25 protein-coding genes are annotated in these 23966 nt (G+C 46.6%); 22 read left to right on the forward strand and 3 right to left on the reverse strand.

Annotated features, from left to right (window positions below; translation table 11 throughout):
* The first annotated feature begins 3 nt into the window (after positions 1-3).
* The 18 genes from MST20_RS09370 (at position 4) to MST20_RS09455 (ending at position 16253) form a co-directional block, all read left to right on the forward strand.
* Positions 4-546, forward strand: a complete 543-nt coding sequence (locus MST20_RS09370) for a TIGR01440 family protein (protein WP_243941741.1) — start codon at positions 4-6, stop codon at positions 544-546.
* Between the two features lie 226 nt (positions 547-772).
* A complete protein-coding gene (gene glyA, locus MST20_RS09375; RefSeq protein WP_025810647.1) occupies positions 773-2020 on the forward strand; it encodes a serine hydroxymethyltransferase in 1248 nt (415 codons plus the stop codon).
* 127 nt (positions 2021-2147) lie between these two features.
* The gene (upp, locus tag MST20_RS09380; RefSeq protein ID WP_003186017.1) at positions 2148-2777 is read left to right on the forward strand and encodes a uracil phosphoribosyltransferase; all 630 of its coding nucleotides are present in this window, start codon (positions 2148-2150) and stop codon (positions 2775-2777) included.
* 400 nt (positions 2778-3177) lie between these two features.
* Positions 3178-3561, forward strand: coding sequence for an ATP synthase subunit I (locus MST20_RS09385; RefSeq protein WP_243941743.1), 384 nt, complete (start codon positions 3178-3180; stop codon positions 3559-3561).
* 7 nt (positions 3562-3568) lie between these two features.
* Entirely contained in the window at positions 3569-4300 is a 732-nt protein-coding gene (atpB, locus tag MST20_RS09390; RefSeq protein ID WP_065644471.1) for a F0F1 ATP synthase subunit A, read from the forward strand.
* A gap of 49 nt (positions 4301-4349) precedes the next feature.
* On the forward strand, positions 4350-4562 hold the full coding sequence (atpE, locus tag MST20_RS09395) for a F0F1 ATP synthase subunit C (RefSeq protein ID WP_243941745.1): 213 nt from the start codon (positions 4350-4352) through the stop codon (positions 4560-4562).
* 174 nt (positions 4563-4736) lie between these two features.
* Positions 4737-5255 carry a F0F1 ATP synthase subunit B gene (gene atpF / locus MST20_RS09400; protein ID WP_043925150.1) on the forward strand — a complete coding sequence of 173 codons (519 nt, stop codon included), beginning with the start codon at positions 4737-4739 and terminating at the stop codon, positions 5253-5255.
* Positions 5252-5806, forward strand: a complete 555-nt coding sequence (locus MST20_RS09405; RefSeq protein ID WP_243941747.1) for a F0F1 ATP synthase subunit delta — start codon at positions 5252-5254, stop codon at positions 5804-5806. The genes atpF and MST20_RS09405 overlap by 4 nt, the downstream gene beginning before the upstream one ends.
* A gap of 7 nt (positions 5807-5813) precedes the next feature.
* Positions 5814-7322, forward strand: coding sequence for a F0F1 ATP synthase subunit alpha (gene atpA, locus MST20_RS09410; protein ID WP_020453257.1), 1509 nt, complete (start codon positions 5814-5816; stop codon positions 7320-7322).
* Positions 7323-7410: 88 nt separating this feature from the next.
* Positions 7411-8265: an ATP synthase F1 subunit gamma gene (gene atpG / locus MST20_RS09415; RefSeq protein WP_243941749.1), complete on the forward strand. Its 855-nt coding sequence runs from the start codon at positions 7411-7413 to the stop codon at positions 8263-8265.
* A 25-nt stretch (positions 8266-8290) separates the two neighbouring features.
* Positions 8291-9712, forward strand: a complete 1422-nt coding sequence (gene atpD, locus MST20_RS09420) for a F0F1 ATP synthase subunit beta (protein ID WP_145651668.1) — start codon at positions 8291-8293, stop codon at positions 9710-9712.
* Positions 9713-9735: 23 nt separating this feature from the next.
* Entirely contained in the window at positions 9736-10131 is a 396-nt protein-coding gene (locus MST20_RS09425) for a F0F1 ATP synthase subunit epsilon (RefSeq protein ID WP_020453254.1), read from the forward strand.
* A 384-nt stretch (positions 10132-10515) separates the two neighbouring features.
* On the forward strand, positions 10516-10749 hold the full coding sequence (locus MST20_RS09430) for a DUF1146 family protein (RefSeq protein WP_003186001.1): 234 nt from the start codon (positions 10516-10518) through the stop codon (positions 10747-10749).
* Positions 10750-10885: 136 nt separating this feature from the next.
* The gene (locus tag MST20_RS09435; RefSeq protein ID WP_065644472.1) at positions 10886-11629 is read left to right on the forward strand and encodes a YwmB family TATA-box binding protein; all 744 of its coding nucleotides are present in this window, start codon (positions 10886-10888) and stop codon (positions 11627-11629) included.
* 32 nt (positions 11630-11661) lie between these two features.
* A complete protein-coding gene (gene murA / locus MST20_RS09440; RefSeq protein ID WP_165428301.1) occupies positions 11662-12972 on the forward strand; it encodes a UDP-N-acetylglucosamine 1-carboxyvinyltransferase in 1311 nt (436 codons plus the stop codon).
* Positions 12973-13168: 196 nt separating this feature from the next.
* Positions 13169-14185, forward strand: coding sequence for a stage II sporulation protein D (spoIID, locus tag MST20_RS09445; RefSeq protein WP_243941751.1), 1017 nt, complete (start codon positions 13169-13171; stop codon positions 14183-14185).
* A 316-nt stretch (positions 14186-14501) separates the two neighbouring features.
* The gene (locus MST20_RS09450; protein ID WP_043925142.1) at positions 14502-15188 is read left to right on the forward strand and encodes a VWA domain-containing protein; all 687 of its coding nucleotides are present in this window, start codon (positions 14502-14504) and stop codon (positions 15186-15188) included.
* Between the two features lie 372 nt (positions 15189-15560).
* A complete protein-coding gene (locus tag MST20_RS09455; RefSeq protein WP_165428300.1) occupies positions 15561-16253 on the forward strand; it encodes a VWA domain-containing protein in 693 nt (230 codons plus the stop codon).
* Between the two features lie 50 nt (positions 16254-16303).
* On the opposite strand, the gene MST20_RS09460 is transcribed toward MST20_RS09455, so the two are convergent.
* Positions 16304-18655 carry an FdhF/YdeP family oxidoreductase gene (locus tag MST20_RS09460; protein ID WP_243941753.1) on the reverse strand — a complete coding sequence of 784 codons (2352 nt, stop codon included), beginning with the start codon at positions 18653-18655 and terminating at the stop codon, positions 16304-16306.
* A gap of 33 nt (positions 18656-18688) precedes the next feature.
* Positions 18689-19951, reverse strand: a complete 1263-nt coding sequence (locus MST20_RS09465) for an L-lactate MFS transporter (protein WP_243941755.1) — start codon at positions 19949-19951, stop codon at positions 18689-18691.
* A 266-nt stretch (positions 19952-20217) separates the two neighbouring features.
* Between MST20_RS09465 and fdhD the strand changes: the two genes are divergently transcribed.
* From fdhD to MST20_RS09480, 3 genes are all read left to right on the forward strand, one after another.
* Complete coding sequence (fdhD, locus tag MST20_RS09470) at positions 20218-21009, forward strand: formate dehydrogenase accessory sulfurtransferase FdhD (protein WP_243941758.1); 792 nt, start codon at positions 20218-20220, stop codon at positions 21007-21009.
* A 14-nt stretch (positions 21010-21023) separates the two neighbouring features.
* Entirely contained in the window at positions 21024-22049 is a 1026-nt protein-coding gene (moaA, locus tag MST20_RS09475) for a GTP 3',8-cyclase MoaA (RefSeq protein WP_243941760.1), read from the forward strand.
* Positions 22050-22200: 151 nt separating this feature from the next.
* Positions 22201-22680, forward strand: coding sequence for a hypothetical protein (locus MST20_RS09480; RefSeq protein WP_243941761.1), 480 nt, complete (start codon positions 22201-22203; stop codon positions 22678-22680).
* A gap of 38 nt (positions 22681-22718) precedes the next feature.
* Here the strand turns inward: MST20_RS09480 and MST20_RS09485 are convergent, their stop codons facing one another.
* Complete coding sequence (locus MST20_RS09485) at positions 22719-23102, reverse strand: GRAM domain-containing protein (protein WP_243941763.1); 384 nt, start codon at positions 23100-23102, stop codon at positions 22719-22721.
* A 175-nt stretch (positions 23103-23277) separates the two neighbouring features.
* On the opposite strand from MST20_RS09485, the gene MST20_RS09490 reads away from it, so the two are divergent.
* Positions 23278-23679: an Rrf2 family transcriptional regulator gene (locus MST20_RS09490; protein WP_020453242.1), complete on the forward strand. Its 402-nt coding sequence runs from the start codon at positions 23278-23280 to the stop codon at positions 23677-23679.
* The last annotated feature ends 287 nt before the right edge of the window (positions 23680-23966 follow it).

Below are 23966 nucleotides of genomic sequence, written 5' to 3' on the forward strand. Positions count from 1 at the left end.
ATCATGAAGAATCTCGAACAGACATGGTGTTCTATATTAGATGAATTTCATCAGCAGGCAAATTTGCGCGACGGCCAGATCGTCGTCATCGGCTGCAGCACAAGCGAGGTGGCCGGAAGGCGAATCGGCACTTCGGGAAGCGGACAAATCGCTGAAGCGGTCTACAAAGGCTTAGAAGAGCTCAGGGATCAGACAGGAGTCGCCCTTGCTTTTCAATGCTGCGAGCATTTAAACAGGGCGTTGGTCGTCGAGGAAGAAACGGCGAACACATACCGTCTTCCCGTTGTTTTCGCCGTTCCTGTTCCGAAAGCGGGGGGTTCCATGGCTTCATATGCCTATAAACATATGAAGGCTCCTGTCCTTGTTGAACAAATAGAGGCCGATGCGGGGATCGACATCGGCGACACGTTTATAGGGATGCATTTAAAGCCTGTGGCCGTTCCTGTCCGCGTCTCTGAAAAACAGCTGGGCGAAGCGCATGTGACGCTTGCGCGGACAAGGCCGAAGCTGATTGGAGGCGTCCGCACCGTCTATGAAGCGGAGTAGCGGAAGAAGCGGGGGGAAGAGCCGGACAGGCTTTTTTTCTTTATTAAAATAATTTTTTGAACAAATGATATGTCGAACTATATGATTTGTCTATTCGTTTAATATTCGGTTTTTCCAATAATAAAAAACGATTTTTAAAAATAATCTCTTACATTTGCATGAAAAACCGTGTACAATGAGATGGTATAATTAACGAAATGGAAACAGATAGGAGAGGATCTCGCTGATGAAACATTTACCTGCGCAAGATGAACAAGTTTTTAGCGCCATTCAAGATGAGCGGAAACGTCAACAGTCGAAGATTGAGCTGATCGCTTCTGAAAACTTTGTAAGCGAAGCGGTTATGGAAGCTCAAGGCTCGGTTTTAACAAATAAATATGCGGAAGGATATCCTGGTAAACGCTACTACGGCGGATGTGAGCATGTAGATGTCGCAGAGGATATCGCGCGCGACCGCGCCAAGCAGATTTTCGGCGCCGAGCACGTCAACGTTCAGCCGCATTCCGGCGCACAAGCGAACATGGCGGTATACTTCACGATTTTGGAGCACGGTGACACCGTATTGGGAATGAACCTTGCTCACGGCGGACATTTAACGCACGGCAGCCCTGTCAACTTCAGCGGTGTTCAGTACAATTTCGTTGAATACGGCGTTGATAAAGAGACGCAGTATATTGACTACGAAGATGTACGTGAAAAAGCGCTCAAACATAAGCCTAAGCTGATCGTAGCCGGGGCAAGCGCGTATCCGCGCACCATCGATTTTAAAAAGTTCCGCGAAATCGCTGATGAAGTCGGAGCCTATGTGATGGTAGACATGGCGCATATCGCCGGACTTGTAGCAGCAGGTCTTCACCCGAATCCTGTTCCTTACTCTGACTTTGTGACGACGACAACTCATAAAACGCTTCGCGGACCGCGCGGCGGCATGATTCTTTGCCGTGAAGAGTTTGCAAAGCAAATCGACAAGTCGATCTTCCCTGGAATTCAAGGCGGACCGTTAATGCACGTGATCGCTGCAAAGGCTGTTTCCTTTGGCGAAGCTTTAAAAGACGAATTCAAAACATACGCCCAAAATGTCATCAACAATGCGAAGCACTTGGCTGAAACGTTGAAAAAAGAGGGTATCGAGCTCGTATCAGGCGGAACGGATAACCATCTTGTGCTGGTCGACCTGCGCTCTCTCGGCATGACCGGAAAAGTGGCTGAAAATGTGCTTGATGAAGTCGGCATCACCGTTAACAAAAACGCGATTCCTTATGATCCTGAAAAACCTTTCGTAACGAGCGGAATCCGCGTCGGTACAGCAGCCGTGACAAGCCGCGGCTTTGATCTGGAAGCGATCGAAGAAGTGGGAGCGATCATCGCGCTTGCCCTTAAAAACCATGAAGACGAAGCGAAGCTGGAAGAAGCAAAACAACGCGTAGAAGCGCTGACAAGCAAATACCCGTTGTATACCGGGCTTGATTACTAAGATATTTGTGCCGCTCCCAAAAGGGGCGGCTTTTTTCATAAAATTGTCTCCTGATTTTTGTTGAAACAAGCTGTTTTTTTATGTAGAATCAATAGAAGTGTGTGAAAAAAAGGAGCTGAAAACGGATATGGGAAAGGTATATGTGTTTGACCACCCTCTTATACAGCATAAGCTTACATACATCCGGGATGTAAAGACCGGAACGAAAGAATTCAGAGAGCTTGTTGATGAGGTTGCAACGCTGATGGCATTTGAGATTACGCGGGACCTGCCGCTGGAGGAAGTGAATGTAGAAACTCCTGTGCAAATGGCAAAGTCAAACGTCATCGCCGGAAAAAAACTCGGGGTTGTTCCGATTTTAAGAGCGGGACTGGGAATGGTAGACGGAATTTTGAAGCTGATCCCCGCTGCAAAAGTCGGACATGTCGGGCTTTACCGTGATCCTGAAACATTGAAGCCTGTTGAATATTATGTCAAGCTTCCATCCGATGTTGAAGAACGCGAATTCATCGTCGTCGATCCGATGCTTGCTACCGGAGGTTCGGCGGTAGAGGCGCTGAACAGCTTGAAGAAACGCGGTGCAAAAAATATCCGTTTTATGTGTCTGATCGCTGCTCCGGAAGGTGTAGACGAAGTTCAGAAGCATCATCCTGATGTTGACATTTACATTGCCGCTTTGGATGAAAAACTAAATGAAAAAGGATATATCGTTCCCGGATTGGGCGACGCCGGAGACCGCATGTTCGGAACGAAATAATGTAAGAAAATCCTGAAAAAGGGTTTTCTTTTTTTGTGTTTTATACCATAATTAAACATGTGTGCGTCTGAAATGGGGCGAATTTGTGAACATTTTGTGAGAGGCGCTGTGATTATGAATAGTTTTTTAACTTTAAACAGATTGACACCTCAGGGGGGCTATTGTATGCTAAAATAGGCTATTATGATAAGGTTTTCATAGCGGTTATCATAATGACCAGTCCTCTGTTAAAATCCTTTGAAAACCCCATATTTGCAGGCGACAGACAGATCACCGGCCCGAGAATTTTCGGAGTGTGTGAAGTCTTGAGCAGAACACTACGTTCTGTAAAATGGTCAGACTGCCTAGTTTACCGTAATCGTAAGATAGATTTAAAATTTTCACATCAGGAGCGTATTTGATGACCGATGCGAGTCTTTCATTCCGTAGGCAACAAAAATATGTCCTATATATTTTAGCAGTCTGCGTGTTAGGCTATGGATTTCTGCCATTTCAGGCGATTTTTTTAGGCCTGATTACCGGCACTGTTTTCAGCTATTTCAATCTCTGGCTGCTGACCAAAAGGATGCAGGCCTTCGATAAAGCAGTGGCAAAAGGCAAAACGATCCGTTCTCTCGGGACTGCTTCCAGATTGTGCAACGCCATTATCGCGGCGGCCATTGCTTATAAATACCCTGAATATATTCATTTGGCAGGCGTCATTGTGGGGTTGATGACAATTTATCCTGTCATTATGATAGATTCCTTTATCCAGCTAAAACGTTCATCAATGGAAGAGAGGTGAAGACCCTTTGCACGAATCAAGAGTTGTTAACTTTTTAGGCCTTAACTTTGATGTATCAAGTATTTTAATGATTACTGTGACAAGCATCATCGTCTTTCTGATAGCGGTGCTGACCACAAGAACACTCGCGATCCGGCCGACGAAAGCCCAGAACTTTATGGAGTGGATTGTCGACTTTGTTCGCAATATTATCGGCAGCACAATGGATCTTAAAGTCGGCAGAGACTTTCTCGCCCTTGGCATAACCCTGCTGATGTACATATTTGTTGCCAACATGCTCGGCCTTCCGTTTTCCATTACAGTAGGCCATGAATTATGGTGGAAATCCCCGACAGCCGATCCGGCGGTTACTTTAACCCTCGCCGTCATGGTAGTAGGCCTCACTCATTACTACGGAGTGAAAAGAAAAGGGTTGGGGGAGTATACCAAAGATTTTTTCAGACCAATTCCGTATTTAGTGCCGCTCAAAATCATTGAAGAATTTGCGAATACATTAACATTGGGATTGCGTCTTTACGGTAATATTTTCGCCGGCGAAATTCTGCTCGGCCTTCTTGCCGGACTGGCAACCAACTTCTATTCTCAAAGCATTTTCATGGGGCTGGTTGGAACCATTGGAGCGGTTGTGCCGATGATCTTATGGCAGGCGTTCAGCTTGTTTGTAGGTACAATCCAGGCATTCATCTTCACGATGTTAACAATGGTTTACATGTCTCACAAAGTAAGTCATGAACACTAAAAATAAGACATATCCGATAAGGATAACAATTTAAAGGAGGAACTTTTTCATGAATTTAATAGCAGCTGCAATCGCAATTGGATTAGGTGCACTTGGTGCAGGTATTGGTAACGGACTTATCGTATCACGTACAGTAGAAGGAATCGCACGTCAGCCTGAGGCTGGTAAAGAATTAAGAACGCTTATGTTCATCGGGGTAGCATTGGTTGAGGCCCTTCCGATTATCGCTGTTGTTATCGCGTTCTTAGCATTCTTCCGCTAAAAACTTATATAACTAGTAAAATGGCGAAGATCACTGCAAGAGGCCTTCGCCATTGCTTTATGGTTGCTTGAACTGTCATAACGGCCGGAAGAAACACCCTCCTGAAAAAAGAGGGAGAACATTTTTTCGATGGCCTCGGAGAGATAATCTGCAAGAAGGGAGTTGCCGTATTCGATGTCTTTTTTACCACAGGTTATGGGTGCAGGAGTAGGGTTTAACGCCGGAACGATGCTGTTCCAGCTTGTTGCCATGCTGATTTTGTTAGCGCTCTTGAAGAAATACGCTTTAGGGCCGCTATTAAATATAATGAAAGAGCGTGAAGACTACATTACCGGAGAGATTTCCTCTGCCGAGAAAAAGAATGAAGAAGCGAAGAAGCTCATTGAAGAGCAGCAGGCGCTTTTGAAAGAAGCGCGCGAAGAATCCCAGTCTCTGATTGAAAACGCGAAAAAACTGGGAGAACAGCAAAAGGATGAAATCATCAAGGCTGCGCGCCAGGAAGCGGAACGCATGAAAGAATCAGCCAGAAGCGAAATCGTCAAAGAAAGAGACCAGGCTGTCAGCGCGCTGCGCGAGCAGGTTGCATCACTGTCTGTAATGATCGCTTCGAAAGTGATCGAAAAAGAGCTTGACGAACAAGCCCAGGAAAAACTGATCCAAGACTATCTTAAAGAAGTAGGAGAAAGCCGATGAGCCAATCAGCTGTCTCCAAACGCTACGCAGCCGCTTTATTTGACATTGCCCTTGAATCCAAGAAGGTCAATGAAATAGAAGAAGAGCTGACCGTCGTTAAGAAGATATTTATTGATCATAAAGACCTCAATGCCGTTCTGAGTCATCCTAAAGTGCCCGCTGAAAAGAAAAAGCAGATTTTAAAAGACTCGTTCGGATCTGTTTCGACTGCAGTCTTACATACGCTTTATCTTCTCGTTGACCGCAGCCGCACGTCAATCGTCCCGGATCTCGCGGACGAATATGTCAAAATGGCGAACCGGTACCGCGGGACGGAAGATGCGATCGTATACTCTGTAAAACCGCTCAGCGAAGAGGAAATTTCCTCTTTTTCTCAAGTGTTTGCGAAAGAAGCAGGCGCCGCTTCACTGCGCGTCAGGAACGAAGTGAATCCGGATCTGATCGGCGGTGTGAAAATCCGCATCGGAAACCGTATTTATGACGGCAGTGTAAGAGGAAAGCTTGACCGGATAGAACGTCAATTAGCAGGCGAAAATCGAAAGAAGGGGTGAAACCTAAGTGAGCATCAAAGCTGAAGAAATTAGCACTCTTATTAAACAGCAAATTGAAAATTATCAGTCTGAAATAGAAGTTCACGACGTAGGTACGGTAATTCAGGTCGGTGACGGTATCGCACGCGTGCACGGCCTTGATAACTGTATGGCAGGTGAGCTTGTCGAATTTTCAAACGGTGTGCTGGGCTTAGCTCAGAACCTTGAAGAATCAAACGTAGGTATTGTTATTTTGGGACCTTACAAAGACATCCGTGAAGGTGACGAAGTCAAAAGAACCGGCCGGATCATGGAAGTTCCCGTCGGTGAAGAGCTGCTCGGCCGCGTTGTCAATCCGCTCGGTCAGCCTGTAGACGGAATGGGCCCGGTTCTCACAAGCAAAACCCGTCCAATCGAAAGCCCGGCACCTGGTGTTATGGATCGTAAATCCGTACATGAACCGCTTCAAACGGGAATTAAGCCGATCGATGCGCTGATTCCTATCGGCCGCGGCCAGCGTGAGCTGATCATCGGTGACCGTCAGACGGGTAAAACATCGATTGCGATTGACACGATCTTGAACCAAAGAGATCAGGACATGATTTGTATCTATGTTGCGATCGGTCAGAAAGAATCGACTGTTCGCGGTGTCGTTGAAACGCTGCGCAAAAAAGGCGCGCTTGACTATACCATCGTTGTCACAGCTTCCGCTTCACAGCCTGCACCGCTCTTGTATCTTGCGCCGTATGCGGGTGTTACGATGGGTGAAGAATTCATGTACAACGGAAAACACGTGCTGGTTGTGTATGACGACCTTTCAAAACAGGCGACGGCTTATCGTGAACTTTCCTTGCTTCTGCGCCGTCCTCCAGGCCGTGAAGCATTCCCTGGGGATGTATTCTACCTGCACTCCCGCTTGCTTGAGCGCGCTGCAAAACTGAGCGACGCTAAAGGCGGAGGATCTTTAACAGCATTGCCGTTTGTTGAAACGCAGGCTGGCGACATTTCAGCCTATATTCCGACAAACGTCATCTCAATCACAGACGGACAGATCTTCCTGCAGTCTGATTTGTTCTTCTCAGGCGTGCGCCCTGCCGTCAACCCTGGATTATCGGTATCCCGTGTCGGCGGATCTGCGCAAATCAAAGCGATGAAGAAAGTAGCCGGTACGCTTCGTCTTGACTTGGCATCTTACCGCGAGCTTGAGTCATTCGCACAGTTCGGATCTGACCTTGATAAAGCGACGCAGGCCAAGCTGAACCGCGGAGCCCGTACAGTAGAAGTTCTGAAGCAGGACCTGAACCAGCCGCTCCGCGTCGAAAAGCAGGTTGCCATTCTTTATGCCCTGACCCGCGGATTCCTCGATGATGTGCCTGTAGAGGACATCAGACGCTTTGAAGAAGAGTTCTTTATGTACCTTGATCAAAACCATAAAGATCTCCTTGATTCAATTGCTCAGACAGGAAACCTTCCGGCCGACGAGGACATGAAGGCTGCGATCGAAGGCTTTAAACGTACGTTTGCACCTAGCAACTAAACATTTGAAGTGAGAAAAAGATTTTCTTTTTCTCTCTTTTTCACGTAAATTCGAAGTGAATTTGAAAACAAAAAGGTGGTGAAACCTTTTGGCCTCATTACGGGATATTAAATCCAGAATTACTTCAAATAAAAAAACGAGTCAAATCACCAAAGCTCAGCAAATGGTTTCTGCCTCAAAGCTGAACCGCGCTGAGAGTAAAGCGAAGTCGTTCGTTCCATACATGGAGAAAATGCAGGAAGTCGTTGCTGATATTGCGCTTGGATACACCGGAACGCATCCGATGATGTCGAGCCGTCCCGTGAAGCGGACCGGCTATCTGGTCATCACATCTGACCGCGGACTTGCCGGCGCTTTTAACGCAAACGTTCTCCGCAAAGCGTACCAGAAAATCCAGGAGCGCCATCAGTCAAAAGACGAATATGCGGTCATCGCGATCGGAAAAATGGGACGCGAGTTTTTCAAAAAACGCGGCATCCCGGTCATTTCCGAAATGACCGGAATCAGGGACGAAGTGTCCTTTCCTGAAATCAAGGATTTGGCGAACAGTACGGTACAAATGTTTATCGATGAGACCTTTGATGAACTTTACTTGTTCTACAACCACTTTGTCAGCGCGATTTCTCAAGAGGTGACGGAGAAAAAGCTGCTGCCATTATCAGATATCGCGCCAAACAAAAAAAGAACTTCCTATGAATTTGAACCGGACGAAGAAGAAATTTTGGAAGTGCTTCTGCCTCAGTACGCTGAGAGCTTGATTTTCGGTGCGATTCTGGACAGTAAAGCGAGTGAACACGCTGCGCGGATGACAGCGATGAAAAACGCAACGGATAATGCGAAAGAGCTTATCGCTGACCTCGAGCTGTCTTACAACCGTGCCCGTCAGGCGGCGATTACGCAGGAGATTACGGAAATTGTCGGCGGTGCAGCTGCCTTAGAATAGAAAAAGCTTGTCAGGAGGGATAGAGATGAAAAAAGGACGCGTTAGCCAGGTATTGGGACCGGTCGTAGACGTTCGTTTTGAAGACGGTCACTTGCCTGAAATATATAATGCGATTAAAGTTACACATAAAGCGCAGAACGAGAATGAAGTGGATATCGATCTTACCCTTGAAGTAGCGCTTCACTTGGGTGATGATTCAGTTCGGACGATTGCAATGGCTTCAACTGACGGTGTTACACGCGGAATGGAAGCCATCGACCTGGGAGAGCCGATCTCCGTTCCGGTCGGAAACGTGACACTCGGCCGCGTATTTAATGTACTCGGGGAAAACATCGATTTGGATGAGCCGCTTCCGGCTGATGCTGCCAAAGATCCGATTCACAGAGAAGCTCCAACATTTGATCAGCTATCAACAGAGGTTGAAATTTTAGAGACGGGTATTAAAGTCGTCGATTTGCTCGCTCCATATATCAAAGGCGGAAAGATCGGTCTTTTCGGAGGAGCGGGAGTTGGAAAAACCGTATTGATCCAGGAGCTGATCAACAACATCGCTCAAGAGCACGGCGGTATCTCTGTATTCGCAGGTGTCGGCGAGCGTACGCGTGAAGGAAACGACCTGTACTATGAAATGAAAGATTCCGGCGTTATCGGCAAAACGGCAATGGTCTTCGGTCAGATGAACGAGCCGCCTGGTGCGCGGATGCGCGTTGCCTTGACAGGACTTACGATGGCCGAGCATTTCCGTGATAAAGAAGGCCAGGACGTATTGTTCTTTATCGATAACATCTTCCGCTTCACTCAAGCCGGATCTGAAGTATCTGCGCTTCTTGGACGCATGCCGTCAGCGGTTGGTTATCAGCCGACGCTTGCAACTGAAATGGGTCAGCTTCAGGAACGGATCACTTCTACAAATGTCGGTTCCGTTACATCGATTCAGGCGATCTACGTTCCTGCCGATGACTACACTGACCCGGCACCGGCAACAACGTTCGCTCACTTGGATGCGACAACAAACCTTGAACGTAAGCTGTCTGAAATGGGTATTTACCCTGCGGTTGATCCTCTGGCTTCAACTTCTCGTGCACTTGCGCCAGAAATCGTCGGGGAAGAGCATTATCAAGTGGCCCGCCAAGTACAGCAAATCCTGCAGCGCTATAAAGAGCTTCAGGACATCATTGCGATTCTCGGTATGGATGAGCTTTCTGACGATGATAAGCTTGTCGTCAGCCGTGCGCGCCGCGTACAGTTCTTCCTTTCACAAAACTTCCACGTAGCTGAACAGTTTACGGGACAGAAAGGTTCTTATGTTCCTGTTAAAGAAACGGTAAAAGGCTTTAAAGAAATCCTTGAAGGTAAGTATGATCACCTTCCAGAGGACGCTTTCCGTCTTGTCGGCCGAATCGAAGAAGTTGTCGAAAAAGCGAAAGAAATGGGTGTAGAAGTATAATCTGGTCCTAGGAGGGTAAAAGCATGAAGACCTTAAAAGTCAATATCGTTACTCCCGACGGCCCAGTATACGATGCGGATATAGAAATGGTAAGCGTTCGAGCAGAGAGCGGTGAGCTTGGTATTTTACCCGGCCATATTCCGACGGTTGCTCCGCTAAAAATTGCTGCAGTCCGTCTGAAAAAAGACGGTCAAACTGAGCTGGTTGCCGTCAGCGGGGGCATAGTGGAAGTCCGCCCTGACCATGTCACCATTCTGGCCCAGACGGCGGAAACATCTGAACAAATTGACAAAGAACGCGCCTTGGCCGCAAAACGGCGTGCCGAGGAACGTTTGCAAAAGCATACGCCAGATGTTGACATTATTCGGGCAGAGCTTGCTTTAAAACGTGCGATTAACCGGTTGGATGTTGCGAGATAAAGATGAGGATCCTTCCCATATTTAAGGATGGGAAGGGTTCTTTTATATTCATGATCAAACAGAACCTGAAAATGTTGAAAAAAGTTCACAAATTGTTCGCCTTTTTAGTTTGAATCTATCTATAATACAAAATAGTAAGCTATGTTCTCTTCCACCAGAAAGAGGACGTAAGACATTCAAGCAAGCTCCTCAACTTACGCCTCAGGCAACAGAGGATCACTCCATCTATGGGAAAAAGTTCTATCCATGAACGTCTTAACATGAAACATCAAAACTGTTAAAATGACTTGAAATGACCGGCATCATTCCTTTATCCCACAGCAGAAGAGACTAGGCAGGCCGGAACCACCAGACCGGCTGGAACGTAAGGAGGCGTCATCAATAATGGAAGAGATCGGACAACAGGCTGCTGTCAGTATCATCGTTCATCTTTTTTTTATTGCATTGACTTGGTGGGCTCTTCTGGCGGTCAATATTGATCCGCTCATCAGGAAAGGGAAAGTCATTCAGGCGAGGGTGTTAATGATCATCATTACAATCGCCGTCGGCTCCACCGTCAGCAATTTTTTCCTGGACTATCTTTATTATTCCAGACAGCTTCAAAATTTATTTTCATGATTGAGTAAAAGAATTTTTGGGAATGGACAAATGTGGGTAACGCCGCGTTCCGCAAAATCACCGGGGGACCTTGTTTTTCCACGTATGCTTTTCCTGCGATCCGTCAACAATGGAGAGTAGGAGAGGATGATGCGGAATGAAGACAAAACAAACGGTTAATGCCCTCATTTTTATTGTGATTTTATTTTTAATTGTTCATGTCTTTCAATCGCTTGAAGCAGCGGGCAATACGCCGCTGGAACAGCTGGCGGAAGGTTTGAGCCGCCATGATGTCGAGCTTGAAGAATGGACCCTGCATACAAAAAAACAGCTTACCCTAAGTGAAAAAGATTTTTTTGCAAAACTGAAACATTTCAAGAAACAGCATCGACAATATCAATGGACTTTAACGCGGGAAGACGATGATACAGTTAAAGCGACAGGTGTTTTTCAGGACAAAAAAAATCACATTAATTCCAAAATACATTTGGTATCCACCCACAAAAACCAGAGACTTGTTTCGTATTTATTGTATGAGCAAAAAGGCGCGGGACCACGGGAAAACTGGAATGCTACATATAAGCAGTTTGAACGGGATGCATTCGACATAATGCGAGAAAAGACCGCAATTTTTACTTGTCTAAAGGGCCATTTAAATGGTATGATGAATGTTGTTTTGCAAAAAAAAGCAAATGAACTAGTACATGAATTTGATGCAAAGTCAGTTGAAGATTTAATCGAACCAAATTTCGTTTCTATTTCTGCTTACACTAACGAGTGGAAAGAATCCATCAAGACAGAAAAACACCGTATGAATCTGCAAGTCTCGCTTAGAAATGCGGGAATGGGCGAAAAACTTACCGTCACGGTTGGCACACCAATCGTCACGACTGAATATTAATATAGAGAAATTGGGACGCGGAGGGGAATACCTTGGAAAAAATCATCGTCCGCGGCGGTCGAAAGTTAAACGGCACAGTCAAAGTTGAAGGAGCAAAAAATGCCGTTTTACCAGTTATCGCTGCATCTTTATTAGCCAGTGAAGAAAAAAGCGTAATATGTGATGTGCCTACGCTCTCCGATGTATATACGATTAACGAAGTGTTACGTCATTTAGGCGCAAGTGTACATTTTGAAAATCATACAGTAACGGTTGATGCATCTCGCACTTTGTCTACGGAAGCTCCGTTTGAATATGTTCGTAAAATGCGCGCATCTGTATTGGTGATGGGTCCGCTTCTTGCTCGCACAGGTCACTCGAGAGTGGCTTTGCCTGGAGGATGTGCAATCGGTTCAAGACCGATCGATCAGCATCTGAAAGGCTTTGAAGCAATGGGCGCAAAAATTAAAGTCGGAAACGGCTTTATTGAAGCGACTGTAGAAGGCCGCCTTCAAGGAGCAAAAATTTATCTTGATTTCCCTAGTGTCGGAGCAACTGAAAACCTGATTATGGCTGCAGCTTTAGCTGAGGGCACGACAACGCTCGAAAACGCTGCTAAAGAGCCTGAAATCGTTGATCTGGCTAATTATATCAATGCAATGGGCGGTAAAATTCGGGGTGCCGGTACAGGCACCATTAAAATTGAAGGCGTTAAGGCGCTTCATGGTGCAAAACATACCATTATTCCTGACCGGATTGAGGCGGGAACGTTCATGGTTGCCGCGGCGATTACCGAAGGGAACGTACTGGTAAAGGGAGCGGTTCCTGAGCACTTGACATCTTTAATTGCGAAAATGGAAGAGATGGGCGTTCAAATCCAGGAAGAAGGAGACGGTCTTCGGATCATCGGTCCTTCTGAATTGAAGCCTATAGATTTAAAAACTATGCCACATCCAGGTTTCCCGACTGATATGCAGTCACAGATGATGGCTCTTTTGATGCGCGCAAATGGAACCAGCATGATCACAGAAACCGTCTTTGAGAACCGCTTCATGCATGCGGAAGAATTTCGCCGTATGAACGGAGATATTAAAATCGAAGGCCGTTCTGTCATCATTAATGGTCCCGTGCAGCTTCAAGGTGCTGAGGTGGCCGCGACGGACCTTCGCGCCGGCGCAGCTCTTATCCTTGCTGGCCTTGTCGCTGACGGTCATACACGCGTAACCGAATTAAAACATTTAGACCGGGGATATGTCAACTTCCACCAAAAACTTGCCGGTCTCGGCGCTGATATTGAGCGCGTTAACGATGAAGAAGCGGTTCATATTGAAAATAAAGAAGTTGTATCCGATTTAAACGCATAAATCAACGTGAAATCAGTATGTCACACGGCATACTGATTTTTACGTTTCAAGTATTCTATATCAGTATGCCTCCCATATCTATCATTATGCACAAGAATGGCTTTTAAAATACGCAGCAGCAGTTGAAAAGTACAGTCATATTAGCTTGTCCCCGCCCATAAAATGAAAGAGACAAAACAGAAATGGGGGCACTGATTTGAAACAGCTATTTATTGTACTAGCAGGAATCTGCATGCTGATTTTACTCATACCAACACTGCTTGTCCTCCCTTTTCACGGGGGGCCGGGGGCAATCAAAACAGAAAAACACGCTCAGCAACACGAGGAAAAAAAGAAAGTCACCTTAAAAGAGTCTCCCGTTTCAATTCCGGTCTACAGAACGGCTGACCGGAAAGTTGAAGACATTCCGCTTGAAGAGTATGTCATCGGTGTCGTTGCTTCGGAAATGCCGGCTGATTTCGATATCGAAGCTTTAAAAGCACAAGCGCTCGCGGCCCGCACATATATTGTGAGGCAAATGGTATCAGAGCAGGCTGTCCAATCACCGAAGGGCTCGCTCGTCGATGACACGCAGATGTTCCAGGTGTATAAAAACAAAGAGGAACTCCGCAGACTGTGGAAGAAAGATTACGATTGGAAAATCAAAAAAGTGACCGAAGCTGTAGCCAGTACGCAAGGCAAAATTTTAACCTATGATCATAAGCCGATTGACGCTTCGTTTTTCTCGACGAGCAACGGGTATACGGAGAATGCCGGGGCCTATTGGACAAGTGATATTCCGTATCTGCAAAGCGTGAAAAGCTCCTGGGATACAAAGTCGCCGAAATTCCTGAACCACAAAACGTTTACTGTCGCTGAATTTGAACAAAAGCTCGGCGTGAAGCTGCCCAGCTCAAACAGCATTGGGAAGATCACTGAAAGAACGCCGGGAAAACGCGTAGCGACTGCTGTCATCAATGGGAAGAAGCTTGAGGGAAGAGATATTCGGGAAAAGCTCGGCCTCAAATCGGCAGACTTTGATTGGAAACGCGACGGCAATCAGATTACCGTCACGACAAGGGGTTTTGGACATGGAGTAGGTATGAGCCAATACGGCGCGCATTATATGGCGAAAGACGGCAAGAAAGCTGAAGCCATCGTCAAGTATTATTACAAAGGAACAGCTGTAGCCAATGCTGATGAATTTTTAAATAAATACATGGCGAAAAAATAAAAAAGAGACGTCTGCCTTATTGGCGGCGTCTTTTTAAATGTCATCAAAATTTGGCATTCTCATGAAGTTGATGCACGCCAAAATACTATACAAATATTTCAAAATTCTGTGCCGGAGGGCTTGCTGAACAGCGTCAAAAGGCCGTGAATGTGTTGATAATATAAGGGTTCACAGGATATAAAGTCTATTTTAACCGCTTGTTGTATGCTGAAATAAATAACGAGGAAAAGGAGACATGCCCTATTTATTTCTCCCTGGTGTTCTTCTACGATATTAATGTGTTAACGACTTTATTTAAGAAAGGGGAAAGGGAGAAATGAAGAAGAAGCTGACATTGGGTATTTTAACCGCTATGGTTCTTAGCCTTGGTTCGCCTGCTTTCGCAGCTGAGAAAAAACAGGAGGTAACAGTTGCCGAAGATTCGCCTAACGTTGCGATTATGCTTGATGCAAGCGGCAGCATGGCTAAGAAGATCGGCGGTGTCTCAAAATACGAGCTTGCCAAAAATGAGGCGTTCAGCTTTGGTTCTAAGCTTGAAAATGCAAACGTGCTCATGAGAGTTTTCGGTTCAGAGGGAAACAATAAAAATTCCGGAAAGGTACAATCCTGCAATGCAATCAGAGGAGTGTACGGGTTCCAAACGTATGACGAGCAAAGCTTCCGCAACTCATTAAACGGCATCGGACCGACTGGATGGACACCGATCGCCAACGCGCTGCAAGATGCCAAAAACGCGCTTGATCAGCTGAACAACAACGGGAAAAACGTCGTTTACCTGCTGACAGACGGTGAGGAAACATGCGGAGGCAATCCGGTAAAAGTTGCAACAGAACTGCGCAAAGCTAATGCGGTTGTCAATGTGATCGGCTTTGATTATGAAGGAGATTTTCACGGACAATTGACAAGCATCGCAGCAGCCGGCGGCGGTGAATATTTCCAAGCAAAAACCAAAAATGACATCAAAAGAATTTTCACTCAGGAAGCCATTGAGCTTTCTAAATAAACTGGAAAAAAGCTGTGGACATGTTTCCGCAGCTTTCCTTTTGTGATGAAAAGATTGTCAAAAAGTCAAGCGAAACACTTTACAAATATTAAGTTATTGTTTCAGAACGTTGAACCCTGCTGAATCCTTTGGAGGGGTAATTTGTCGTAACTGTGGTGTTATTGGGACGAAAACAGTCTTTTAGCGGACTTTTTTGATAGGACTTAAGTGAAAGTGTCGATCGATTATCGTAAGGATTATGAAGAATTTGTGAATTTGAAAAGGAGATCCGGCCTATTTATTTCTATCAAGCCTTCTTTTACGATGTTGGTGGACTAGATCTCATGCGGAAGATCGGTCCGAAAAACAAATGCGGAAAGGAAAGTGAGAAAGGTGAAAAAAAGGTTTACTCTGTTAACAACGTTCACCATGCTTTTGTCATTGGCTCCGGCTGCTGCTTTCGCGGCTGAAAACGGAAATGCGGACAACAGCAAAAAAGATGTCAATGTTGCAGTTGTGCTTGATGCAAGCGGCAGCATGGCACAAAAGGTTGAAGGAGAAAGAAAATTTGATATTGCCAAAGAATCCGTAACCGACTTTGCTGACCTGCTTTCAAGCGATGCGAATGTCATGCTGAATGTGTTCGGACATAAAGGCAACAATAAAAACTCCGGAAAAGAACTATCTTGCGGTACGACGGAAACCGTCTATGATCTGCAGCCGTTTTCTTCCAACTCGTTCGAAAACGCTTTAAGCGGAATCAAGCCTACAGGCTGGTCTCCAATTGCAAAATCTCTTTATGATGTAAAAGAAGATCTTGCCGATAAAGATGGTAAGAACTATGTTTACATCGTGACAGACGGTGAAGAAACATGCGGAGGAGACCCTGTTCAGGCAGCGAAAGATCTGCGCAAATCCAACATTAAAACGATCGTCAACATCGTTGGGCTTGACGTGAAAACGGTGAAAGAAAAAGCAAAGCTTAAAAAAGTAGCTGCTGCTGGCGGCGGAAAATTGATTGAAGCCGACTCAGCTTCTGATTTTAAAAAGGTATGGAAAGAAGAAGGCGTAAAACTGTCTCAGTAACTCCATACGAGAGCGGGACGGCAGCAGTGCCGTCCCGACCTTCTGTTAAGCTAATCTGTCGACATTTCGAGTTCTTCGATTCGTTTTTCTGCATAGCGCGGATCTTTTCTTGAATGGAAAATCTCCGCTTTTTCAATCATGACCGCCGTGTTGTATTCCGGAATACGGGCGTGGTTTTCGTATACGCCTTTAGGGATCAGGACATTTCCTTCCGGCCAGTAGACAGCCGTGTTTCCGCGTTGTACGCCGGCATATTTTGCCCGGCCTTGGAAAGTTCCGTAGCGGTTGAATAGAACGATCGCTTCTCCGTCTTGAATATAAAGGTCCTCGGCATCTTTTGGATGGATCATGACATCCCGGCGATCTGCCGCGTTGAAAGGATCTTTTTCACTATAAATCATCGAATTGAACTGTTTTCCCCGCCTTGTCGTCACGAGAAAGCGTCCTTCAGTTTGTCTGTTTTCAGGAAGATCGACGGGGATCAGGTTACCCCTGCTGTCTGCCGTCGGACAAATTCCGCCTTCACAAAGCCAGGCGCCGCCCCATTGAAAGACATCTCCGCGTTTTTTCAAATGCTGAATTCCTTCATAATTCCGGTTGGCAGCAGCAATTTCTTCACGGATTTCCGCAGCGCTGTCAAAATGGATCAGTTCTTTGTCTTCGGGCCGAACCCGTTTGGCAAGATCCAAATAAATTTCCCATTCAGAACGGGCTTCTCCGATGCGCGGTCCTTTAATTTCGGGGCTGAAATAGACCATCCGTTCCGTACTGGTTGAGGTTCCTCCGCCAGGCTGTTCATACCTTGTCATCGCGGGAAGAATGATAACTTCCTCTTTGGCATCGACAAGGGTAGAAGTATTGAAGATGATGTCCTGATGGACTCTCACCTCTACTTCCTGTAACGCTTTTTTGATAAAATCGGGGTTCGGCATCGTCTCCAAAAAGTTGCCTCCGCTTGTATAAAACACTTTTACTTTTCTTTCGCTTTTGCTCGGCAGGAGCATGTTTTCGATCGTCTGGCCGATCGTATCGCCTTGCCAAGTCGGTATACGGAAGCCCCAAACCTTCTCGATCCGTGCTGCATTTTCTTCGTCAAAATCACCGCCTGGAAGGACGAAAGGATCGGCACCCATTTCTCCAGAACCCTGCACACCGCTGTGTCCTCTGATCGGCATGACGCCGCAATGCTTTCTGCCGATGAATCCTTGTAACAGGGCGAGATTTGCCACCTGTGAAATGTTGTCGGTCGCAAAACGGTGCTGTGTGAGTCCCATGCTCCAAATGAAAACGCCGGTTTTCGCCCGGGCCAGCAAGACGGCGAATTCTTTCATTCGATCTTTCGATATGCCGGATGACTCTTCAAGCGTCTTCCAATTTTGTTTTTCGATATGCTGTTTAAGCTCAGTGAACCCGTTTGTGTGTGCTTCGATAAAGGCGCGGTCAATGCTTGAACCGGGGGCCTCCCGTTCCATTTCAAACCAGTGCTTCATTACCCCGTTCATAAAGGCAATGTCGCCGCCGATATTGACTTGGTATACGTCATCAGTGATTTTGGTGCCGAAAAGGGCGCTCTCAGCTATCGATGGAATCCAGTATTTCTCCATCGAAGGTTCCAGGTAGGGGTTGATCATAATGATTTTTGTTCCCGCTTTTTTGGCGGCATACATGTATTTTGTTGACACCGGCTGGTTGTTGGCGGCGACAGATCCCCAGAAGACGAGGACATCCGTCCCGATCCAGTCTCGGTAGCTGCAGCTTGAGGCACCGATGCCAAGGGACCTTTTTAAAGCCGTTTTGCTTGGCGAGTGGCAGATCCGCGAGGCGTTGTCAATGTTGTTTGTGCCGATAAACCGAGCCGCTTTTGCGGCCGTATAGTACACCTCATTCGTAATCCCCCTGGCCGTTAAATAAAAGGCGAGCTGTCGTTTATCAATCGATTTGATTTTGTCCGCGATTCGGCTGAGCGCTTCATCCCAAGAAATTCTCGAGAACGACCGTTCTCCTTTTTTTCTCGACAGCGGATAAGGGATGCGTCCGAGCTTTCTCAGTTCGGTGCTGTCCAGCTTTCTCAGCTGTTCGATGTCGGCGGACAGCCATTTGTCCTCGATCGCAGGCATCGTATTTAAGCGGAGGACGTTCAGCCGCGTCGTGCAGAGATGAGGCCCTGTGAGCGTCTGATCGCGGAGTCCGGACACACCGAGCGCACAGCCGTCGCACACGCCTTGCGTCAAAATTCTGTAGGCATACGAAAGGTTGTCTTTATTGTCCCACGCTGTTTTCATCGTATCTCTGATATGCTTTGGCTTTACCTTTCCGAGTCCCATCGGCGCCCAAGACGCCCACAGTTTTGGCGCGGGCTTTTTATTCAGCTTCATCGGACCTTGATGCTTTGTTTTTCCCATTCCATTCTCTCCTTTCCAGCGGATACTGCAGGATCATCCTTTTACCGAGTTTGAGACATGAACCGCCGCTTTTTTCCGCATCTGTTTAATGTCGGTTCTAATGAAGATCGAAATGAACAGGCCGATGCCGAACAGTGCTGCAAAAACCGTCAGGCTCTGGCTGTAGCTTCCTGTTGCATCACGCACCCAAGAAGAGAACATCGGGCCCGCAAGTCCTGCCGCCGCCCATGCCGTTAAAATGTAACCGTGGATTGCACCGAGCTGCTTTGTTCCGAACAAATCCCCGATATAAGCCGGAATTGCGGCAAATCCTCCTCCATAGCACGTATAGATCAATGCCATTAAAACAGAGAAGACGGCCTTGTCGGAAATAAACGGCAAAAGCGGAAAGGCGATCAGCTGTACAGCGAAAAAGACGGTATACGTATTCGGCCGGCCGATGTAATCAGATGCAGAGGCCCAGCCGATCCGCCCTAAACCGTTAAATGCGCCCAAAACGCCGACGAGAGCGGCAGCAGCGGCGGCGGACATGCCCGTACTTTCCTGCGCCAGCGGTGAAGCGATGGATATGATGGCGATTCCGCACGTAACATTAATAAAAAGCATCAGCCATAAATAATAAAAGCGTTTCGTTTTAATGGCTTCATTTGCCGTCAGCTGGGAAATATCGGCGCTTTGCGCCTTTCCGTTTTTTGCGGTTGAAAATCCTTCAGGCTTCCAGCCGTCTTCCGGCGGAGCGAGGTAAAGCGAAGACAGCATCATCACAAGAAAGTAGCAGATGCCGAGAATAAAAAAGGTATTGGCTATACCGACCGCTGAGATCAGCTTCTGCATGATCGGGCTGCTGATCAAGGCCGCAAATCCGAATCCCATAATGGCAAGCCCTGTAGCCAAGCCGCGGCGGTCAGGAAACCATTTAACAAGCGAAGATACGGGCGTAATATAGCCGACGCCGAGTCCGATTCCTCCGAAGACGCCGTAAAACAAATAAAGCAGGGGAAGGGAGCCGATCTGAACGGCGAAGCCGGAAAACGTCACGCCAGCTCCGAAGAAAAGAGCGGCGAGCATGCCTGCTTTTTTGGGTCCGTGCTTTTCGACGAAGTGTCCCAAAAATGCGGCTGAAAGACCGAGAAATAAAATAGCGATGCTGAACGTCAGGCTGATCTGGCTGAGGCTCCAGCCGAAGGTTTCAGCGAGCGGGTTTGTAAAGACGCTCCATGCGTATACAGACCCGATAGACAAATGAATGCCTACAGCACATAAAGCAATGAGCCACCTGTTTTTCACTTTTTTCATGCGAGAACCTCCTGTGGAAATGAAAGGCTTGTCATAAAGACAGAAGGCTGCCGGGGAGCGATTGTTTGAAAGCGGTTTCCGGGGTTGCTGCGAAGAAAGGCAGTCTGTTTGAAAAGTGTATATTTTTTGAACTTTTAAAAAATAATATCATGTTTTCAAGCTATCAACAAGATGAAGCTTCCAAATTTGACCTGACGGTTGTGAAACGGCATGATAGACGAGTATAGTAATAGATATGATAAGAAACAAAGGGGCGGGGTTTATTCATGGGGAAAAACATCACAACAAGCCGAAACATTTTCCGTTATGATAATGGAGAGATGACAGAGCAAGAAGATCAGATGGCAACGGAATTCCCCCTGACTGTCATGGTGAACGGTGAGGAATTTGTCACGCTTGTTTGTTCGCCGGACAGCCTGGAAGAACTGGTGATCGGATTTCTCGCATCTGAAGGTGTGATCCGATTTAAAAATGAGATTAAAAGGTTTACAATAGATGAAAGTCTCGGATTCGCATATGTCGACCTTGTCAGCTCCAAAAAGCTGGTGCTGAAGGATTACACGAAGCGGGTGATCGGGTCCTGCTGCGGAAAAGGGCGGCATTTTTATTTCCAGCAGGACGTCAAAACTGCAAAAACGGCGATTGACGGCGTGACCATTACGCCTGAGAACTGTTTGGCGCTGATGCGGGACATGCAGAAAAGCAGCAAGCTTTTTCGCCATACGGGGGGCGTTCATAATGCCGCTTTGTGCAGCACTGACAAGCTGATTGCAGTCAGATCTGATATCGGAAGACATAATGCGCTTGATAAATTGTACGGATATTGTCTGCTTCACCAGGTTCCTGTGCGCGACAAGCTGATCGTGTTCAGCGGCAGAATTTCTTCGGAAGTGCTGCTCAAAGCCGCAAAAATCGGGGTTTCCGCGGTCATTTCCAAGTCGGCGCCGACCGAGCTGGCCATTCAAATGGCGGAGGAGCTGAATATCATGACGATTGGTTTTGCGAGAAACCGGTCATTCAATGTATATACGCATCACGAGCGAATTCAGTTAACATAAAGGAGGCAACAGGCGTGAACACCAACAGTGAACAAGTTTTGGATCAGAAAAGCCGGCCGCTTCGGGATTTAAGAATTTCTGTCACCGATCGCTGCAACTTAAGATGTACGTATTGCATGCCTGCCGAAATCTTTGGACAGGATTATCCGTTTTTGCCAAAAGGCGAACTGTTGTCCTTTGAAGAGCTTGAACGATTGGCCAAGCTGTTTGTTCATCAGTTCGGGGTGGAAAAAATCCGCCTCACCGGCGGCGAGCCGCTGATGAGAAAAGATATGCCGGAATTAGTCGGGAAGCTTGCGGGGATCAAAGGGATTCGCGATATTGCGATGACGACGAACGGCGTTCTGCTGCCGGTTTACGCTGACAAGCTGAAAAAAGCGGGGCTGAAACGGGTCACGGTCAGCCTGGATTCCCTGGATGACGAGCGTTTCAAAGCGATCAACGGCAGAGGCGTCTCCGTCAGCAAGGTGCTGGCCGGAATTGAAGCGGCGAAAGAGGCCGGACTCGGCGTCAAGATCAACATGGTCGTCCAAAAAGGAGTCAATGAAAAGGATATTTTGCCGATGGCCCGCTATTTTAAAGAAAAAGGCCATATTTTGCGGTTTATTGAGTTTATGGATGTCGGGAACACAAATGAATGGAACCGTCAGTCAGTGGTTACAAAAGCGGATATCATCCGGATCATCAATGAAGACATGCCGGTTGAACCGATCGACCCGAACTACAAAGGAGAAGTCGCCAAACGGTACGGATATTTGGACGGTTCAGGAGAAATCGGTTTTATCTCTTCTGTATCCGATGCTTTTTGCAGCACGTGCAACAGAGCAAGACTATCGGCGAAAGGCGAGCTTTTCACATGTCTTTTCGCATCGAGCGGGTTTGATTTAAGAACCCTGATCAGAAGCGGGCAGACCGATCAGGAGCTGGCAACGGCGATCGGCACCGTCTGGCGGAATCGCGATGACCAGTATTCGCTCGACCGCGCTCTTGCAAAAGCGGCTCCGCGGAAAAAGGTTGAAATGTCCTATATAGGAGGATAATTGACTGATTTGGAGAAAGCCGTCCATTGAAAAGATGGGCGGTTTTTTTATGCATTCGGAGACCGGCTTGACTTGCATATTGACAGGTTTGATACGGGGGAAAAGCGGAAATTTTTTAAAAAACATGGGCTGAAACAGAAAGGATGATTGAATGTTCGGAATGCAGGATATTGTCAAATTTTTCTGGTCGTTCTTGATCGTTTTTCCCGCCGTGTCGGTGCTTCATGTCTTGGGCCACAGCGTCATGGCGGTGTTGTTCGGCGGAAAATCTTCGCTTGAAATCGGGATGGGCAAAAAATTGCTGAAAATCGGCCCCGTGCAAATCAGAAGTGTTTACTTTATGGATTCCTTCTGCAAATACGGGGATCTGAAATACGATAACCGTTTTACGAATGCGATGATTTATGCCGGCGGATCGCTGTTTAACTTAGCGTCTATTTTTATTGTCAATCTGCTGATTATCAAAGACATCATACCCGAAAATATTTTTTTCTACCAGTTTGTTTATTTTTCAACCTATTATGTATGTTTTGCTTTGATTCCCGTGAGATATTCCGAAAATCATCTTTCTGATGGAATGGCAATTTATAAAGTGCTGAGATATGGGGAGAAGTACGAGATTAATAATTGAGTATGCCGGCTGCGGGCACATCCCGGAGCCGGCGTTTTTCAGACATGCATGATGTCTTCAGGCAGTTTCCTTAGCTTTCGAACGGATTCGATGAATGTTTCCAAAGGATCGCAGCCGCTAAAATATTGAAATGCTTCCCGATCCCCGTTGTTCATCACGACGAGGTGATCGCCTCCTGTTATCAGCCCTTTTTCGCGGCGTAACGAGGAGATGGTATCATAGCGGATGTCAAGGTGAAAAGGGGCGCCAAACAGAGAAGAATAAAACATGAGCCGCCTGTTGGTGGCCGCAAGCACGCCTCTGTAAGGAGTGTAACGTGCAGACAGTCTCGCGTTATACGCGCAAAGAATAATAGATCTGATTTCTTCATTCGGCTCAAGCCGGACATCCAAAGCTGCTTTTCCTTCTGCTATCTCTTTCATTGAAAAACACTCCTTTCATCAACCAATACGAAAGACCCTGTGAAAAAGTTCCAAAGTGAGACATGAGGGTGGTTTGAAAAAAATTTTATTTATTCTTACGATCATTAAGGATATGATAAGAGTTGACAAAAAACTTATCCTGTAACTATAATAATTACATCGGTGGTGAAAACTTATGGTGAACACCCGTCTTTCAGTGGCTATTCATATTTTATCTTTAATTGCCGCAAACCCGCGGGAATCTTCGGAAATGATCGCCGGGAGCGTCAATACGAACCCTGTTGTGATCAGGCGCATGATCAGCCAGCTCAAAAAAGGCGGTATTTTGACGTCGAGGCCGGGAGTGGCCGGGGCAACCCTGAAAAGAGATCCTGAAGATATATCTCTGCTGGATATTTACCGCGCGGTTCAGCCGCAAGAGGAATTGTTTGCGATTCATGACAAGCCGAATCCAAACTGTCCGGTTGGAAGACAAATTCAAACAACGCTTGACCAAACGTTTCACAGCGTACAGCAGGCGATGGAGAACGAATTGGCCAGCAAGTCTCTTAAAGACGTCTTAACTCATCTCTTTTAAATAAGAGATGATGTTTCATCATCAACATGTAACTTATTTTGTTACAAATGTGGAAGTATTATCGGTGACACATGCACAATCATCACAACAAAGCCTTATGAGTTATGGGGGACATTCATGATCGTATGCCGGTTTTCCTTATTGATGTGAAGGAAAAGGGAAGGCTCACCCTTAAAACTGAATATCTACAAAGCTTGCTGCAGTCATATGATGCTAGCATATCGCTTGATATATCACCTTCGCTTAGCTGCTATGTTCTAAGCAGTTGGTGATATTTTGTTGTATCC

Origin of the sequence: Bacillus sp. B19-2, assembly GCF_022832475.1 — a bacterium.
GTDB classification, from domain to species: domain Bacteria; phylum Bacillota; class Bacilli; order Bacillales; family Bacillaceae; genus Bacillus; species Bacillus paralicheniformis.

What these genes read in the sequence shown, in the direction of transcription:
- MST20_RS09485 (WP_243941763.1), bottom strand. Translation starts at nt 23,102, where the DNA reads ATGAAAGAGATAGCAGAAGGAAAAGCAGCTTTGGATGTCCGGCTTGAG.
- MST20_RS09425 (WP_020453254.1), top strand. Translation starts at nt 9,736, where the DNA reads ATGAAGACCTTAAAAGTCAATATCGTTACTCCCGACGGCCCAGTATAC.
- MST20_RS09480 (WP_243941761.1), top strand. Translation starts at nt 22,201, where the DNA reads ATGTTCGGAATGCAGGATATTGTCAAATTTTTCTGGTCGTTCTTGATC.
- MST20_RS09370 (WP_243941741.1), top strand. Translation starts at nt 4, where the DNA reads ATGAAGAATCTCGAACAGACATGGTGTTCTATATTAGATGAATTTCAT.
- MST20_RS09460 (WP_243941753.1), bottom strand. Translation starts at nt 18,655, where the DNA reads ATGGGAAAAACAAAGCATCAAGGTCCGATGAAGCTGAATAAAAAGCCC.
- MST20_RS09490 (WP_020453242.1), top strand. Translation starts at nt 23,278, where the DNA reads ATGGTGAACACCCGTCTTTCAGTGGCTATTCATATTTTATCTTTAATT.
- glyA (WP_025810647.1), top strand. Translation starts at nt 773, where the DNA reads ATGAAACATTTACCTGCGCAAGATGAACAAGTTTTTAGCGCCATTCAA.
- atpF (WP_043925150.1), top strand. Translation starts at nt 4,737, where the DNA reads ATGTCTTTTTTACCACAGGTTATGGGTGCAGGAGTAGGGTTTAACGCC.
- atpE (WP_243941745.1), top strand. Translation starts at nt 4,350, where the DNA reads ATGAATTTAATAGCAGCTGCAATCGCAATTGGATTAGGTGCACTTGGT.
- MST20_RS09405 (WP_243941747.1), top strand. Translation starts at nt 5,252, where the DNA reads ATGAGCCAATCAGCTGTCTCCAAACGCTACGCAGCCGCTTTATTTGAC.
- MST20_RS09465 (WP_243941755.1), bottom strand. Translation starts at nt 19,951, where the DNA reads ATGAAAAAAGTGAAAAACAGGTGGCTCATTGCTTTATGTGCTGTAGGC.
- MST20_RS09450 (WP_043925142.1), top strand. Translation starts at nt 14,502, where the DNA reads ATGAAGAAGAAGCTGACATTGGGTATTTTAACCGCTATGGTTCTTAGC.
- MST20_RS09435 (WP_065644472.1), top strand. Translation starts at nt 10,886, where the DNA reads ATGAAGACAAAACAAACGGTTAATGCCCTCATTTTTATTGTGATTTTA.
- MST20_RS09385 (WP_243941743.1), top strand. Translation starts at nt 3,178, where the DNA reads ATGACCGATGCGAGTCTTTCATTCCGTAGGCAACAAAAATATGTCCTA.
- atpD (WP_145651668.1), top strand. Translation starts at nt 8,291, where the DNA reads ATGAAAAAAGGACGCGTTAGCCAGGTATTGGGACCGGTCGTAGACGTT.
- MST20_RS09430 (WP_003186001.1), top strand. Translation starts at nt 10,516, where the DNA reads ATGGAAGAGATCGGACAACAGGCTGCTGTCAGTATCATCGTTCATCTT.
- upp (WP_003186017.1), top strand. Translation starts at nt 2,148, where the DNA reads ATGGGAAAGGTATATGTGTTTGACCACCCTCTTATACAGCATAAGCTT.
- fdhD (WP_243941758.1), top strand. Translation starts at nt 20,218, where the DNA reads ATGGGGAAAAACATCACAACAAGCCGAAACATTTTCCGTTATGATAAT.